Source organism: Campylobacter sp. 2018MI34, from assembly GCF_016598975.1.
In the GTDB taxonomy this organism is placed as follows: Bacteria; Campylobacterota; Campylobacteria; order Campylobacterales; family Campylobacteraceae; genus Campylobacter_D.
The window spans coordinates 1-16613 of the sequence record NZ_JAENKS010000012.1; the positions used below are offsets into that span (position 1 = coordinate 1).

The 16613-nt window shown below is 23.0% G+C and carries 16 protein-coding genes; 5 read left to right on the top strand and 11 right to left on the bottom strand.

Annotated features, from left to right (window positions below):
• Positions 1-407: 407 nt before the first annotated feature.
• The 7 genes from tssG to pheL all read right to left on the bottom strand — a co-directional run bounded on the left by tssG (position 408) and on the right by pheL (position 6769).
• Complete coding sequence (gene tssG / locus JG676_RS04480; RefSeq protein ID WP_200217438.1) at positions 408-1313, bottom strand: type VI secretion system baseplate subunit TssG; 906 nt, start codon at positions 1311-1313, stop codon at positions 408-410.
• Positions 1310-3028 carry a type VI secretion system baseplate subunit TssF gene (gene tssF, locus JG676_RS04485; RefSeq protein WP_200217439.1) on the bottom strand — a complete coding sequence of 573 codons (1719 nt, stop codon included), beginning with the start codon at positions 3026-3028 and terminating at the stop codon, positions 1310-1312. Before tssF ends, tssG begins: the two co-directional genes overlap by 4 nt.
• Entirely contained in the window at positions 3028-3405 is a 378-nt protein-coding gene (locus JG676_RS04490) for a GPW/gp25 family protein (protein ID WP_200170400.1), read from the bottom strand. The genes tssF and JG676_RS04490 overlap by 1 nt, the downstream gene beginning before the upstream one ends.
• 3 nt (positions 3406-3408) lie before the next feature.
• Positions 3409-4860 (bottom strand): type VI secretion system contractile sheath large subunit, encoded by a 1452-nt coding sequence (gene tssC, locus JG676_RS04495; RefSeq protein ID WP_200217440.1) that lies wholly within the window; start codon positions 4858-4860, stop codon positions 3409-3411.
• A 1-nt stretch (position 4861) separates the two neighbouring features.
• The gene (gene tssB, locus JG676_RS04500; RefSeq protein WP_200170398.1) at positions 4862-5347 is read right to left on the bottom strand and encodes a type VI secretion system contractile sheath small subunit; all 486 of its coding nucleotides are present in this window, start codon (positions 5345-5347) and stop codon (positions 4862-4864) included.
• Between the two features lie 56 nt (positions 5348-5403).
• Positions 5404-6645 carry a type VI secretion system domain-containing protein gene (locus JG676_RS04505; protein WP_200217441.1) on the bottom strand — a complete coding sequence of 414 codons (1242 nt, stop codon included), beginning with the start codon at positions 6643-6645 and terminating at the stop codon, positions 5404-5406.
• Between the two features lie 79 nt (positions 6646-6724).
• On the bottom strand, positions 6725-6769 hold the full coding sequence (pheL, locus tag JG676_RS09205) for a pheA operon leader peptide PheL (protein WP_373563805.1): 45 nt from the start codon (positions 6767-6769) through the stop codon (positions 6725-6727).
• 32 nt (positions 6770-6801) lie between these two features.
• Here pheL and tssJ point away from each other — a divergent pair, with 32 nt between their 5' ends.
• From tssJ to icmH, 3 genes are read left to right on the top strand one after another with little or no spacing between them, the layout of a single operon-like run.
• On the top strand, positions 6802-7173 hold the full coding sequence (gene tssJ / locus JG676_RS04510; RefSeq protein ID WP_373563806.1) for a type VI secretion system lipoprotein TssJ: 372 nt from the start codon (positions 6802-6804) through the stop codon (positions 7171-7173).
• Between the two features lie 9 nt (positions 7174-7182).
• A complete protein-coding gene (tssK, locus tag JG676_RS04515) occupies positions 7183-8565 on the top strand; it encodes a type VI secretion system baseplate subunit TssK (protein WP_200217442.1) in 1383 nt (460 codons plus the stop codon).
• 9 nt (positions 8566-8574) lie between these two features.
• Positions 8575-9345 (top strand): type IVB secretion system protein IcmH/DotU, encoded by a 771-nt coding sequence (icmH, locus tag JG676_RS04520; RefSeq protein WP_200170394.1) that lies wholly within the window; start codon positions 8575-8577, stop codon positions 9343-9345.
• Between the two features lie 5 nt (positions 9346-9350).
• On the opposite strand, the gene JG676_RS04525 is transcribed toward icmH, so the two are convergent.
• Positions 9351-9863, bottom strand: a complete 513-nt coding sequence (locus JG676_RS04525) for an Hcp family type VI secretion system effector (RefSeq protein ID WP_200170393.1) — start codon at positions 9861-9863, stop codon at positions 9351-9353.
• Positions 9864-9974: 111 nt separating this feature from the next.
• Here JG676_RS04525 and tssM point away from each other — a divergent pair, with 111 nt between their 5' ends.
• Positions 9975-13490 carry a type VI secretion system membrane subunit TssM gene (gene tssM / locus JG676_RS04530; protein WP_200217443.1) on the top strand — a complete coding sequence of 1172 codons (3516 nt, stop codon included), beginning with the start codon at positions 9975-9977 and terminating at the stop codon, positions 13488-13490.
• 3 nt (positions 13491-13493) lie between these two features.
• Positions 13494-14360, top strand: coding sequence for an FHA domain-containing protein (locus JG676_RS04535; protein WP_200170222.1), 867 nt, complete (start codon positions 13494-13496; stop codon positions 14358-14360).
• Here the strand turns inward: JG676_RS04535 and JG676_RS04540 are convergent.
• The 3 genes from JG676_RS04540 to dksA are packed head-to-tail and all read right to left on the bottom strand — an operon-like array spanning position 14357 to position 16609.
• Complete coding sequence (locus tag JG676_RS04540) at positions 14357-15274, bottom strand: tRNA-dihydrouridine synthase (RefSeq protein WP_200217444.1); 918 nt, start codon at positions 15272-15274, stop codon at positions 14357-14359. The two genes, JG676_RS04535 and JG676_RS04540, sit on opposite strands and share 4 nt — an antisense overlap.
• Positions 15271-16257, bottom strand: a complete 987-nt coding sequence (locus JG676_RS04545) for a hypothetical protein (RefSeq protein WP_200217445.1) — start codon at positions 16255-16257, stop codon at positions 15271-15273. Before JG676_RS04545 ends, JG676_RS04540 begins: the two co-directional genes overlap by 4 nt.
• Positions 16247-16609: an RNA polymerase-binding protein DksA gene (gene dksA, locus JG676_RS04550; protein WP_200217446.1), complete on the bottom strand. Its 363-nt coding sequence runs from the start codon at positions 16607-16609 to the stop codon at positions 16247-16249. The genes JG676_RS04545 and dksA overlap by 11 nt, the downstream gene beginning before the upstream one ends.
• Positions 16610-16613 lie beyond the last annotated feature (4 nt).

Genomic DNA, 16613 nt, shown 5'->3' on the forward strand with positions numbered 1-16613 from the left:
TAAATAATTGTGATAAATACAATTTTATAATTTTCTAGTCTATATATTCTATCAAAGTATCTGTTTAATTTTACATCATCAAAACTTTAGTACTTAAGATAATTTTCATTGGTTATTTAATGATTTTCCCATTTATATTTTATTACATTATTTTCAACATATACTCTTTTCTTCTTTGTTTTTTGATATTCGTAGATATTTAAATTTAAATACTAAAAATTTAGATATATTGATTTATTCGATAAGTTTTGCATTATATTTAAAAACGTAAATAAAACAAAGTCTTTATCTTTCAAATTTGCTTCTTTATACAAAATAAAATTAAAGTCTATAAATCATCTTTTATTTGATTTAATATGATTTTTAAGCTTATTGTAGTTTTTATTTTATAAGACAAATTTAAAAAATTATAATTTAATATGTACAAAACTATAAGAGTTTTTAGGACTTTTTAATACTTTTGCTAAGCCAAGCTTTGCAGAACTTTTATCCCCTAAAGTAAAGCCCATTTTTTTATTATATTTAATTTTTAAATATAAATCTGTATTAAATTCATTATTGGTTAAAAAAATGATACTTTCTTTTAGTTCTTGATGAAATTTTTTTCCTGGGAAAAAATTTAAAGCTTGTTCGTATTCTATATTTTTTATATAAACAGCTATTTTACTATTATAAGATGTAATTTTTTCTCCTAGAATGAAATTATTTCCTAAAATATTATTTTTAAAACCTAATTTATTTTTTTCATATGATGGAATTATAATTTGATGAGGAATATTTTCTATAATGCTTATTTTATTATATAAATTAAAATTATTCTCTAAAGCTTTTTCAATATAATATTTTGGGCGTCTAAAACTTAAGAGTAAAGGAGCAAATTGTAAGTATTTTTTGGCAATATTATTGTTTTCAATTCCAAGCAAAGAGAATAGTACTTTAGATAAAGTATCACTAAAATCTTCCTTAAAAGATCTTGCATAATTTCTTAAATTTTTACTTTCAAAAAATAGCCATAATATATAATGATTAAAGAAATCAAAAAATAAGGTCCATTCTGAGCTATTTTGGCTTCTTGATAGTTTATCTAACATATAGCTTGGTAATTGAGAGGTGCTTCCTTGTAATCCCATAAAATTAACTATTATTTCAATTAAAACTTGTTGATTTTTTTTATTGAATTTAATAGCTTCAATTTCTTTATTAGGATGCTTTAAACTAGGATTTGCTCTTAAGAAAATATCTTTTTTATTATAAGTTTTAAGGAGTTTTCTAATTGCACTATAAAACTCACACCCTAAAAACTCATCTCTCACATCAACTCCTTATTACCATTTACAATAGGATAGGTAAAAATATCTTCACTTTTTAAACATTTGATTTTTAATTTAAAAAAAGAATTAATACTTGTAAAAGAACTAAAGAATTTAGATAAAACTAAACCTAATCTATAAATATCCCCTAAAGAATAAAAACAAGAATCATCTATATCTATAATACATAAAGTTCCTCTTTTGCTAAAATGATAAGAAGAATAAATAGTTTTTGCTTTTATATCTATAATAGCTTTTTCTAAAAGCTCACATATATTTTTATTTTCTTTATCATCCATAAAACTATAAGCATTTAAGATAGCTAAAAAACTATCTTTACTCAATAAGCTTTGATAATTAAAAGAAAGCAATGCTACTAATTTATAAAGTAAAGTTCCATCTACTTTAACTTCTTTTAAAGCACTTGGAAGAGTAATATTTTTTGTTTTAATATTTTTAAAATCTTTTAAATGATTAATATCTGCTATTTTTAATTTTAAGGGTAAATTTTTATTAGAACATAAAGTATTAATGCTTATTGTTTCTATAAAATTTTCATTATGAGTAAAAAAAGAGATTTCTTTAAAAGAATTATTTTTAGAATCAAATTTAGAACTTACATAATAAAAATTATCTTTATTTTGCATAGAAAATCTTTCAAAACTATTATAGTTTTTTAGCATTTTTACTTCACCTATATTACTATGAGCTTTTACTTGTGTTACTTCTATAAGCTCATAGGCATCTTGATTGATTCTATCTATAAATATTTTATAAGCATCTTTAGTATGATCATTAATAATAGGTTCAGCACTTTTTTCAAAAATATTAATAATAGGGCTTGTTGCTAAAGAAAACATATGAGCTCTTGGTATGCATTCTTTAGGCAAAGCTTTTAAGAATTTAAAACGCAAAGTAAAACTTAAATCTGATATATTATTGAAAATACTTAAATTATCAATACCAATGAAATTGAATTTTTGAGGAATAAAAAAATATTCTCTTAATAATGAAAACGCCTCAAAACCCAAATCATTATATTTAATAATACTTTCATCACTATTAAAACCCATAGTTTTAATTTGATGAGGATTTAATTTAATTTCTTCATTATTTTCTAAGATAATACTAAATTCTTTAAGATAAAGATGAATATATAAAAGCAAAGTGGTTGAGACATAAATTTCATCTCCAAGATAAAGATTAATTCTTTCTAAATTTAAATCACTTAGCTTTGTATTGTCTTTATTGATTTTTATTTTTATATCCATACTATGATATTTTTTTTCATTATTTAAAGAAACTTCTTCAATCTCTAAAGGATAAAGATAAACATCATAAGCAGTTTTAAATTCGCATTCGATTTTATCTATAGGTTTGGCTTTAAGTATGCTTGATTTAGGAATTAAAATTTTATTTTCTTTAGCATCTTTTTCAAAAGCAAATTCTTGCAAGCATAAAGATGGTAAAGGATTTGTATAATTTGGAGAAAGTATATTGATTAAAGACTGCGCTATATAAGGAATGTTTTCATCTAATTCTTTGTGAATTCTTGAAGTTAAAATAGCAAGATTTTCAATAATTCTTTCTACATCAGGATCTTTAGAATTATTATCTAAAAAAGGAGCTAATTTAGGATAAAATTCTAAAATAAGATCTTTTCTTTTATGTAAATAATCAAGTTCTTTTTGATAATAAAAAATATTTTCTTTATCCATCAAAAAACCTCATAATAACGATTATTTTTAAAAATAATTTCATAATTAATTTCTTTCATCTCTTCATCAATGCATTTTAAAATAAAACTAAGTTGCCAAGGACTTAAGGAATAATCATAATTAATAGATATAATTTTTATTCTTTTTTCATATTTGGAAATTAAATAATTTATTTCTTTAGCCATATTAGAAGAAAGTTCATTAGCACTTAAATTTAAATCTGTATTAATGCCCAAATCATTTAGACTTAGACAATCATCAAGTTTGGTATTAAGTAAAGCTTTTATATTATTTTTAATATCTTCGTATTTATTTTCTATAAAAGCTTTAGAATTTTGTTCATCAAGATTGTGAATAATTTTATCTAAAAAAGACATTAATTATTCTTTATCAAGCTTTCCTACTAAAGAAAGTTCAAAATTACCACCCATATATTTAAAATGAGGACGTACGCTAAGATTTATTTTATACCAGCCTACTTCTCCTGCTACATTTTCAACTTTGATGCTAGCTGCTCTAAAAGGTCTTTTACTTCTTACTTCAGCAGGCGGATTTTCTTGATCTGATACATATTGTCTTATCCACTCATTAAGTCCATTTTCAATATCGCTTCTTTCTTTCCAGCTTCCAATTTCTTCTCTTTGTAAAACTTTAAGATAATGAGCAAGTCTTGAGATAAGAAAAATATAAGGAAGTTGAGCTCCTAAGCGATAATTCATCTCAGCTTCTTTACCTTCTTGAGTATTAGCAAATACTTTAGGTTTTAGGGCTGAATTTGCAGAGAAAAAAGCTGCGTTATTTGTATCTCTTCTTAAAGTTAAAGCTATAAAACCATTTTCTGCAAGTTCAAATTCTCTTCTATCTGTAATTAATACTTCTGTTGGAATTTTAGCTTCAAGTGTCCCAAAACTTTCATAAAAATAAGTAGGTAAATCTTTTACACTTCCTCCACTTTTTGGTCCTATAATACTTCCGCACCATCTATACTTTGCAAAACTTTCACTTAACCTTGTAGCAAAAGCATAGGCTGAATTACCCCATAATAAATGTTCGTGTGAGGCGTGGATATTTTCTTTGTAATTAAAACTTTTAATAGGATTTTCTTTATCATCATAAGGGCTTCTTGTTAAAAATCTTGTTACAAGTAAGCCTGCATATTTAGCATCCTCATTTTCTCTAAAAGTATGCCATCTAGTATATTGAGGTCCTTCAAGCAAACTTTTTAAATCTTTAACATTAGCCAATTCTGCATAATTTTCAAGCCCAAAAAAAGAAGCAGATAAGGAAGTGATAAAAGGAGAATGACTCATTGCAGCAATAGAAGACATTTTATTTAAAAAATTCATATCAGAACTGCTTGTGCTTAATTCATAATCTCCTATAATAGCACCAACAGGCTCTCCTCCAAATTGTCCATACTCAGCAGAATAAATATTTTTATAAACTATGCTTTGTGTAATATCAAGATTATTCTCAAAATCTTCTAAAGCTTCTTCTTTGCTTATATCAAACAAATCAATTTTAATGTTTTCATTAAAATCAGTTCTTTGAACTAAAAATAAAATTCCTCTCCAAGTAGATTCTAATTTTTGAAATTCTTTATGATGTAAAATTTCATCCATTTGCTCAGAAAGTAAAGTATCAATCCTTGCAATCATTTCATCTAGAACAAATTTATTAATTTTATCTTCAACATTATCATTTTGAACAATGCTAGATATAAACTCAGCAACACCTTTTTTTGCTATAGCATAACTCTCATCATTTTTATTATATTTTGTTTTTTCCATAATAGTATCAATTATGGAAGGTGTGAGTGTTTTATCTTGCATCTTATTCCTTTTCTTCTTTGATTTCTAAAAGTAATTGTTCTTTTGAGCTTTTATCCATTAAAGCTTCTAAAAGAGCTTTTCTAAAATCAGGTATATTTCCCATAGGTCCTTTTAATGCCATTAAAGCTTCTCTTAATTGCAAGAGTTTATTAAGCTCTGGAACTTGCTTTATAATATTATCAGGAGAGAAGTCTTTCATATTGGAAATATTGAGATTAATATTTAATTCACTTTCATTATCATTGCTTAGAGTATTTTTTACACTAAATGTGGTATTAATATTTAATTTTTGCATCACTTGATCAAAATTGTTCTTATTAATAGAAAGTATTTCTCTTTCTTCTAAATTCTTTTTATTTTTACTTGCAGTTAAATCAGACATTATCATTAATTTTAAAGGCAATTCAACATCAGCATTTTGTCCATTTGTTTTAGCTTTATAAGTAATATTAATACGCTCTTTTGGAGCATTTGATCCCTCAGACATTAATTATCCTTTAATTTAAATTTAAAATATTATAAACAATTAAAAATAAATATTAGCTAATTAAGAGTTTTTAGTTTTATTTTTTCATATTCTTTATCTAAATAATCTTTTAAAAGCTTTTTTTCCATTAAATCTTTAATTTGCATATAAAGAATTTTAGCATTGTATTTCATACCTTTTTCTTCAAAAAGCTCAGCCATTTTAATTAAAGAATTAAAATTTGTAAATAAAGAATCATCATAATTTTTATCAATATCCATAAGACTTTGATTTAAATCTTTTTGTATTTTAGATGTATTAGTTTTTGTATTTTCTTCTTTATTAAAAAAATAATTTAATAATTTTTCTTCGCAAAAAGGAGTATTATCACTAAATTTAAGCTTTAAAAGCTCTTTAAAGCGATTGATAAAATCATAAATTAAAGAACATAAAAAATTTGCTATATTGTGTTTTTTATGCTTTTTTAACATTTCACAAAACATTTTAAATCCTTCAAACCAAAAAGGATTTAAAGCAAGATGAGACATAAAAAGTTTAATATGTTCTAAAAGATTAGACGATTCTTTAAGTAAAAGTTCTTCTAAATTTTTATTAGGACTTTCAATCAATGTGATAAAATTTTGATGAGAGGGTAAATATTCAATTTTTCCCCAACAAGCTTCGATAAATAATGCATAAGCTCTTAAATTGTCAATATTATTTGCTAAAAGTTTAAAAGCTAAATCATTAAAATAAGTTTTATAAGCTCTATTATTTAAAAATTCAATATTTTCTTTTTTTATTTCTTCATTATTAGAATTAATTTTTTTATCTTGATTATCTTGTATTTTATCTTCTTGTATATTTAATGCTATAAAAGAAGTAAATAAACTTTTTTCTAATTCTTTAAATGTTTCATTAAATTCTAAAGCTATGCTAGAGCTAATATTTAATTTTTTATTATTAAAATTATTTATAAAATTTTTTATAATATTTTCTAATCTTTTTTTGTAAGAATTTAATATTTTTTCATCTTGTGTTAGTGTATTAGAATTTAATAAAGTTTTTAAATGCTTAAACAATTTTAATAAATTTTCATAAGCTTTCATATCGTCAAGATATAAGCAAGCTAAAGAAAAATAATTGCAAATTTTAATATCAATTGTTTTGCTTTTTAAAAGATTAAGTGCGTATTCATAAACTTTGTCCCATTGAATATTTTCATGATTTAGAGTTTGGTATTTAGACATTTGATCTTCTAGGAGTTCATAATATTCTTCTTGCGTAAAATTGGTATTTATATTTTTTGAAAAAGTCATCTATGCTCCAAATTCTATTAACTTTTATAATTATAATTAAAATTTAAAAAATATTATGTTAATTTACTTGCTTTAAATCTTAAAGGATAAAGAAAAATGCATAAAAAAATCTTTTTAACTTTATGCTTTTTACTGTTTAATGCTTGTTCAAGCACTATAGGTATAAAAATAATTAATCAAGAAAATTCCAATTTAAATAAACGTTTTGATGATGTTCCTCTTACAATAATTATTTATCAGTTAAAAGATATTACTAAATTTAAAGAAAGCAATAATGCTGATTTAATAAGCCAAGATCAAATACTTTCCAAAGATAAAATTGATTCTTTAAGACTTCAATTAGCTCCTAAAGAGCAAACTTTAGCTCTTGAGGTGAAAGATGATGAAACCCCTTTTATAGGAGTGCTTGTTTTATATACTAATGGCACAATTTCTAAAATTTATTCAAGCACTAAAGAAGCTAAAGGTTTTGGAAAAAATAAACTTCTTATTTTTGAAATTAATAAAGAAGGTATTAAAAAGCTTTAGGAAAAGAAAATGGCAGATAAATTAAAGGTTGTTTGGTTTAATGGTTTAAGTATAGATAAAATTCATTTTGAGCAACAAGAAAGGTATATAGAGCGCAATATCAATACAAAAACAATCCATCTTTTTAATGCTTTATATGGTGTTATTGATTTAGAATTTGATAAAGAGATGTTAGAATTTGGAAAAATTGCTCTAAAAAAAGTATCTGGTATTACACGTGATGGAAGTATTTTTGATGCACCAATGCAAGATATTTTACCAGAGCCATTAGAGCTTGATTTTAATACTTTAAATAGTCCTATTATAGTTTTAAAAACTTCTTTAACCAATGAAGCTTTGGCTGATATTGCTCTTAATAATGATTTAGAACTTAAATATAAAACTATAAGAAGTATTATAGCTTCTAAAATTTATGATGGTAATAATGAATTTAAAGATTTTGAAGAAGATGAGGATATAAGAAATTCTACTTTTACACAAGATAAAATGAATATAGCACTTGCTAGTTTAAGATTAAAATTAGGCATTTTAGGAAATGCAAATGCTAATGAACTTGAAATTCCTATTTGTAAAATTAAAAATATTTCAGCGCATAAAAATATAGAGCTTGATGAAGATTTTATTCCAACTTGTCTTAATTTAAATAAAATAAATATTATCAAATCTTTTTTAAATCAAATCCTTTATGCAATTAATCAGCACAAAATCACTTTTAAAAATATCTTTAAAAGCATAGATAAAACTAAAAATACTTTAGATTTTAGCACTTATTTAACTTTAAATCTTTTAAAAAAATGGTATTTAATCTTTTCTTATATCAATAATAAAGAAAAAATTCATCCTGAATTTTTATATGAGAAACTTATAGAATTTCAAGGGGAATTATATGCTTTAAGCAATGAAGAAGAATTAGAATTTATAGCTTATAATCATAATGATTTAAGCTCTACTTTTATTACACTTATTAATCATATAAGAGTTTTATTTTCAAAAATCACTTCTCCTAAATATACTATGGCTAAACTTATAAATAATGGCAATGGTTTTTATGATTTATTATTTGATAATGAGTCAATTTTAGAGCAGGGTGAACTTTATTTAGCAGTGCATTCTAGCGTTGGTTATGAATATTTATTGCGTAATTTTAAATCCCAAAGTAAAATTTATACTCAAAGCAAAATTAAAGAAATTGTTGCAACTCAGTTAAAAGGTTTAAATATAGAACAAATTCCAAATATTCCTTCTAATATTCCTTATTTAAATGGTTATGTTTATTATAAATTAGATAAAGAGGATAAACTATTTAAAGATTTTAAAGGCGAAAATGTAATAAGCATTTATTTAACTAACAATATTAAAGAAGCCGATATTAAAATGTGGGCTCTTTTTTAAGGCAAAAAAATGCAAGAAAAAGAATTAAGTTTGATTTTAAGCTCAAATTTTAAAGGACTTGAAAACAATAAAGTAATTGATTATTCTTTAGAGCTTTTATTACTTGTTTTTAGATTATCTAAATTGAATTCTATTGATTTAAATCTTATACAAAATCTTAAAGATGATTTAATTAATGATATTTTAGCTTGGAGTTTAAAACTTGGTGCTTGTAAAGAATATGAGGAAAAAGATATAGTTAAATTAAGATATTGTCTTTGTGTTTTTATTGATGAGATGCTTATGAAAAATAGTATTTTTATTAATAGTTCTTGGGCAAATAATACTTTAACTATTAGTTTATTTGATGAAGCTTTAGGCGGAAATAATTTTTATGATATAGCTTTAAATTGGTTAAGTGATCCTTTAAAAAATAAAGATTATCTTGAATTTATTTATGCACTTTTGGTTTTGGGTTATCAAGGAAAATATTCAAATGATGAAAATGTTAAAGAAAAAATAATTAATTTTTTAAATAATATAAGTTCAAGTTTAACCCCGTTGTTTAATGTAGATGAACAATTAGTTTTTACTAAAGCTTACGAAAATAAAATTAAAGAAAATATTTATCAGAAATTTAAAAGATTATATCTTAAAAAAACTCTTATTATTTTGCCTATTGTTTTTATTTTATTTTTTTATTTGTATTCTTTAATAGATCTTTATGATAATAATTTAAAAGTAAAAGAAGAAATCAATTTAATAATTAATGAATTTAATCAAAGCATAAAGCTTAATTAAATTAATTAAGCTTTTTCTCTCCAATCATCCCCGCCACTTGTTCCAGCAGCTACATGTTCCCAAGTAATTTTTCTATAATTGAGTGAAACTTTAAAAAGTTCAGTTTTATTATGATTATTTGGATCTTGAGCATTTGGCATAATAAGGGTAATATCTGTAATAATTGCATCTTCTAATTTGGTTGTAAAAAAATGCTCTTGTCCTCCACTTGTTGAAGTTCTAAACCAATGCACTTCAACATTAGGAAGTCTTTCACCGCTAGTTAAGGCATTATAAAGTAATGGAACAGCTTTGTTTAAAGAGCAAGTAAAACTAAAGGGCTTATGTACTCTTTGTCCTGAAGGTTGTCCGCTTTGTTGATCAACAGGCACTGTTACTACGTGAGAGATTTCTTGAGCCATAATTTCATCCTCATGACCTGCTTGATAGCGATTGCCTATACTTGCTTCAGTAGAGGCGCCACTTGAAATAAGTCCTTGGGTAGAGCCTTCTATTTTTATATATGCTGGTTGTGCCATAATAACTCCTTTAAATCTAATACTTATTATTCTAGCAATATTTTTTATACTTTATTATAAATTGTGTAAAAATTTTATAAAATGTTACAAAATTACCTTTTAGGATAGTTTATGTTTGAAAAACTGATATTATTTTTAAAATCTAAATGGTTTATGCTTATAATTTTTTCAATCTCTTTATTGATACTTAGTTTTTTGTTTTATTTTTGGGGTTCTTTAATAGCCTTTAATGATTTTTATATTTTTAGTGATGCTTTTTTAAGAATAATTATTATTGCTATAACTTGGGTAATCATTTTTTTATTTTTTTTATTAAAACCTTTAATGAAATTGTTGTTTTCTCTAAAAGATGAAAAAAGATTAAAATTTAAAAGATTAAAAAAAGAAGCTAGTATTTTTTTATATAGAGCTAAAAGAAATTTTTTTATTATATTAAAGAATGCAAAAAATACTTTTAAAAATTTAAAAATTAAAAAACTCCCTTTAATTATAATAATAGGAAAAGAGAGTGCTGGAAAAAGTTCTTTAATCAATTATTCTAATATGGAATATCCTTTAAGTGATAGTTTAAATTCTTATAAAAAATTACATCAATCAACCAATAATTTTGCTCTTTATGTTTCAAAAAAAGGTGCTTTGCTTGATACTGAAGGAAAATATTTTTCTCAAGAAGAGCTTTTTAAGCCTTTAAGAAGTGATGAATTGCCAGAAGATGATCTTGTTAAAAATAAAGAATTTTTAATCAAGCAAAATATTTGGCAAAATTTTTTATTTTTTTTAAATAGAAAATTTTTTTACAATAAATTAAATGGTGTTGTTTTAGTAATAGATACTCAAGCTTTTTTAAGCAATACTAAAGAGTATTCGAAAAATCTTTTACATTATCTTGGAAAAAGAATTAATGAGATTGAGGATATTTTAGACTTAAAATTGCCTATTTATATAGTTTTTTCAAAAATTGATCTTTTATTAGGTATGAGAGAATATTTTGCAATTTTTAATGAGACAATTTCAAATAAAGCCTTAGGTATTAGTTTTTTAGAAGAAATAAATGAAATAAATTTAGATAAAGATTTTAAAGAATTAAGTTCTGCTTTACTCTATGCTTTTATGAATAAAAATCAATTTATTTATTCCTTAGAAGAAAAAAACAAGATTTATCTTTTTTTAAAACAATTTGATAATTTACTCGCCTTAATTAAAGATTTTATTTTACAAATTCAAAGTAAGGATACTTTTAAAAATAATTCTTATTTAAGAGGAGTATATTTTATTAGTGCTTATCAAGAAAATATTCCAAGAAATTTTTTACTTGATGCTGTATGTGAAAAATATGATATAAAAAAACCTTTAGCACACTCAATGCGTCTTGTAAATAAACAAAGTTATTTTATCAAATCTTTATTTGAAGATATTATTTTTAAAGATTATTTTTTAAGCCAATTGACTTTAAAGAATTTATTTAAAAGATTTAGTTTTTTATTTTTAATATTAGCTTTATTTATTTGTTCTTATTTTTTATCTTCTTATTTTATTGAAACTAGTAATAAAGAACAACAAAAAGCTAATAATGTTTTAAATCAAATCAATACCTTGTTAGCAGATTCAGATTATAAGCATTTAGATATTTTACAAAAAGCTAAGTTGCTTGCTAATTTAAAAAGTATATTAAGTTCTTATTCTGAATTTAACAATAAAACTTCTTTTTTAGAATATTTTAATTTAAATATCTCTTATAAAGCTTTTACGCCTATTTTAGATTTTTATTATAAACTCAATGAAAGCATACTTGAAAATACTCTAATTAAAGAAATGGAAAATATTTTACAAACTCAAAATGATCCTAAAATTTTAGTTGAAACTTTATATATGTATAGATCTTTATTTAAAGAAAATGCTCTTAATAAAGAATTGCTAAAAAAATGGATTGATAAAAATTGGATCTTTTTAAATAAATATGAACTTTCAAAAGAAAATTTCTTAAATAGGGTTGATACTCTTAAAAAGATTGACCTAAATGAGTTTTTAGAAAATAAACAAAGTATCAATGAAGCCTTTTTAAAACTTAATAAAATAAATAAATTTCAAAGAATTTATTTTTTACTTAATTTCTTAACTACAAATCAAAAAGAACAAAATTACAATCTTAAAGATGAGTTAGGTTTTCCTTTAGAAAATATTTTTGCAAATAAAAGCATTAATGTAGATTTATCTTATAATAAAAAAGCATTGATAGCTTTTTTAAGAAATATTAATCAAAGCATTAATCAAGCTATAAATATAGATGATTGGGTATTTGATGGTTTAAATTCAAAAAAAGAAAGTAAAAATTTTATTATTTTAAATATTATTAAATTATATTTAGAACAATATAAAGAACAATACAAAAATTTACTTTTAAATCTTGCTCCTCAAAGATATACTTCAAAAGAAGCCTTACTTGATAGTTTAAATATCTTAGCAAGTAAAGAAAATCCTATAAAAGCTTTAATTCAAATTATAAATACTAATACTAATTTAAATGATGCTTTATTGTTAAGCGAGGCTTATAATTTAGGTATTAATGCCAGTGAAATTAAAACAGCTTTTATGAGTGTGAGTAATTATTTTAGTGCTTATCATACTCTTTTAGATAATAAAGGCTTAATAGATAATATTTTAAATACAAATAATACCAATAATATAAATAATATTATGGATATTATAAGCGAGGATTTAAATTCCTTGATTAATAAAATTTCTAGTTTTACTAACGATGATTTAAATACTCAAGAAAAAATAAATTATATTTTTAATAAAAACAAAGAAGCAAATGATGTATTTGATGTATTTTTAACCCATACTAAAAAATTACCACCTAGTTTGCAAAGATATTATTCTTTACTTGCTTCTTATTCTTATGGATTTTTGCAAGATTATGGGTTTTTATTACTTAATAATGCTTGGTTTAATGAGGTTTATTCCCCTTTTATAAATAATATAGCCCCATTTTATCCTTTTAATAATAATTCTAATGATGATTTAAGTATAGATGCTTTTAAAGAATTTTTTGGTAAAAATGGAACTTTAAATCAGTTTTATGAAAAATACTTAAATAATGTTTTAATTAGAAAGAAAAATGAGTATTTTATCAAAGAAAGTTTTGCTAAGAGATTTGCTTTTTCTAAGGAATTTTTAACTTTTCTTTCAAAATCTTATATACTTTCAAATTTAATGCTTGATTTAAATGATAATGTAAAAATTAATTTTATGTTAAAAAGTTTAGATTTAAGTTCTAGTTTTTCTTTTATAGAACTTTCTTATAATTCTTATAAAATAAGATATGATCATACTTTAAAAACGAATTTGCAAATTATTGGAGATCAGTTTAATACTTCTACTATTTTAAGCTTAAATGCTTATTCTTTTAATAATACAAATATAAATTATAATAAAAATTATAAAGGAGAATGGGCTTGGTATAAATTATTAAAAGAAGCAAATTATATAGATAATAACACCTATAGTATTTTATTTGATAATAATAAAGATAGATATTTTGATTTTATGTTAATAAGTGGGGCTAGTGTTAGTGATATTGTAAAGATATTAGATGATTTTAGAGTGATTAAAAGCATAAGGGGGTGAAGGATGGAAAAGATTGGAATTTTACTTGAAAATATTGAAGATAGCTTGAGCAAAAATAGAGTATATATTTTTGATGAAAATGGAGGAATTATAGGCTCTGATCCTGAGTGTTCTTTTAGTGTGCAAGATTTAAAAAAACAAATTAAAGATAAACACGCACAAATTAAATTTGAGGAAGGATTTTTTACGATTTGTCCTATTGATGATGCTTTAATTTTTTATAATGAATCTTTTTCAAAATTGCAAAGTGGTTTTGATGTGATTATTAATAAAGGAGATACTTTTAAAATAGGAAATTTAAATTTTCGTTTTGTAGATATTAATGATATAAATAATGAAAGCACAGAAGCTAAGCTTAAAATAGAGGATATACCAAGACATAATGAACTAGAAATTGCTATAGAACCTAGATTTAAAGTTAATATTGATCTTAATGATAATGCAAAAAATATTAAAGCTAAAAATAATTTAGATTTTGTTAAAAATAAAGAACAAAAAAATGATATATTAGAAATTCAAGATGATAGATTATTTGAATATCAAAATCTTTTAAATCTTATAAAAGAAAAATTTGAAGAATTAAAACAAGATCAAAAGAAAATTGATTTTGCTAAAGATTGTAGCTTGCAAAAAAAACAAATCGAAGAAATTATAGAAAATATTCCTCTTATAAAATCTACTAAGCTTATTAATATTATGGCTTTGACTTTGATTTCAAAAGAGCTCTATAGTCCTTTATTTGGCGGAATGAAAAATGACTTATTTATGAAATATTTAAGTGCAGCTATTAAAGATAGTATTGATAATGATAAAGAGTTGTTTGAAAATTTAAGTTTGCTAGCTTTAGAGGCGTATAAAGATAAAAATTAGAAAAAATTTTCTATGCTATTTCTCATTTCTGAAGTTTTAGTATAGTGATTAATTTCTGCTCTAAATGCACAAGCATTCTTATATGTTTTAGAGTATTCGTGTAGGTGTTTTTTAAAGATATTTACTCCTAAATTTCCATAATGTTTGATAATCTCATCAAAGTGAAATAAAATAATCTCTTTTTTCAAGGTTTTATCTATTTTTTTTCTTTCTTTAATTTCATAAAAAATCCAAGGATTTCCGATACTTGCTCTACCTATCATCAAGCCATCACATTTTGTAATGTTAAATACTTCATTAGCATTTAAAGCATTGATATCACCATTTGCAATCACTGGGATTTTTACTTGACTTTTGGTATAAGCTATAGATCCATAATCTGCATTCCCACTATAGAGTGCTTTTCTTGTACGTCCGTGAATGCTTATAAAATTTACCTCAAGTTCTTCGCAAATTTTGGCCATTTTTTCAGGATATTTTTCATCAAATCCTAGACGAAATTTAACACTAGTTAGAGATTTTTTATTGTATTCTTTAATGGTTGCAACAAGTTTTTTAAAAAGGTCTAAATTTTTTAGCAAAGCACTACCTGCACATTGTTTTACAACTTTATTGACTGGACATCCACAATTAAAATCAATTCCATCAATAAAGTCGATTTCATTTAATATTAAAACAGCTTTTTTGATAATTTCAGTATCACTCCCTGCAATTTGAACTATATAAGGTTTTTCAAGTTCTGCTTTTTTAAGCATATGTAGAGTTTTTTTATTTTCATATACTAAAGCATTAGAGCTTATCATTTCGCTAATGGTCACATCAGCGCCAAATTTTTTGACAACATTTCTAAATGGCAAGTCTGAAAATCCTGCCATAGGAGCTAAAAATAAAGGCTTATTGTTAAAATCAATCATATAATTAATTTATCAAGATCAAATTTTTTATGATGCTCTCTTAATAAAAGAATATTGGAAAAATCACTAAATCTTTTTTCATCATTTCTAATCTCACTTAATAGTTCATCAAACATAGAAAAATTAGCTAAAAGATATAAATATGCTCTTAAAGCTTCATTATTTTTATCCTTTATTTTTTTAAAAATATTTAAAATTGCATCAGGGCTTAAAGATTTAGTGCTTGATTTTGCAATTTGCAAGTATTCTTTTTCATTTAAATCTGGTCTATCAATTAATACTTCAAATTCAGCTAAATTTAGTTTTAATTCTTGGTTTTTAAAACGATTAATGATAGTTAAAATTTGTTCTTGATTTTTATTTATTTTAATATTTTTTATTTGCTCATAAGTACCTTTTTTTATAAGTGTATCAAAAGCATATTCTGTAAGCTCATCTTCTATTTGCTCTGCATATTTTATTTTGTTATAAGTATAGTTGATATCATTTTTTATGTGATTTTTTTCATTTTGCAAAAATAAAATGTTATTTTTTTCAAGTTTAAATTTGTTAAGATTGCAATATTCTCCACGTTTTATGCTATCAATTAGATCCAAAATATCATTTATTTTGGAATTAAGTTTGTCTTTTTGATGAGTTTTTAAAGTTTTTACCAAATTAGCAACTTGTCTAAATTCTTTTGTTTGAAAGTTAATTTTTGTTTCTTTTTCTAAAAGTAAGTCTATAATAAAACTTTCAAATTTATTGCTATCTTTTAAAAAATGTTTAAATTTTAAATAATTTAAAAAACTATAAAAACTTATATGTAAAATTGTAAAAATTATAAATATAACAAGAACAAGTGCAAACCAAGTCATTACGGGAAGTTCCATAGAGTAATGAAATATATTTAAAGTATAAGTTCCAAGATCAAGATAAAATAAAAACAGCATTATAAAAATAATATAAACAAAAGAAGCAAATATAAAGAGACTAATTTTCATTGTTTTTACCTTTTTCTATAATTTCTCTACAAGTAATGCAATATTTTGCATGTGGTTTAATTTTTAATCTTTCTATATTAATATCATCTTCGCAAAGTTCGCATACACCATAAATATTATTTTTAATTTTTTCTAAAGCTTTTAAAATTTCATTTAATTCTTCTTTTAAATTTGCACTAATAGCTAAATCAATTTGCGAACTTGTTTCTATAAGTGAAAAATCAACACTATCACTTGGGGCACTATTGTGCAAGGCTTCAATTTCTGCTGAATTGCTATGTAAATTTTCTATGATAAAGTTTTTGCGTTTTTCAAGAATTTTTTTTAAAAAATTTAAATCGTTTTTATTCATTTTA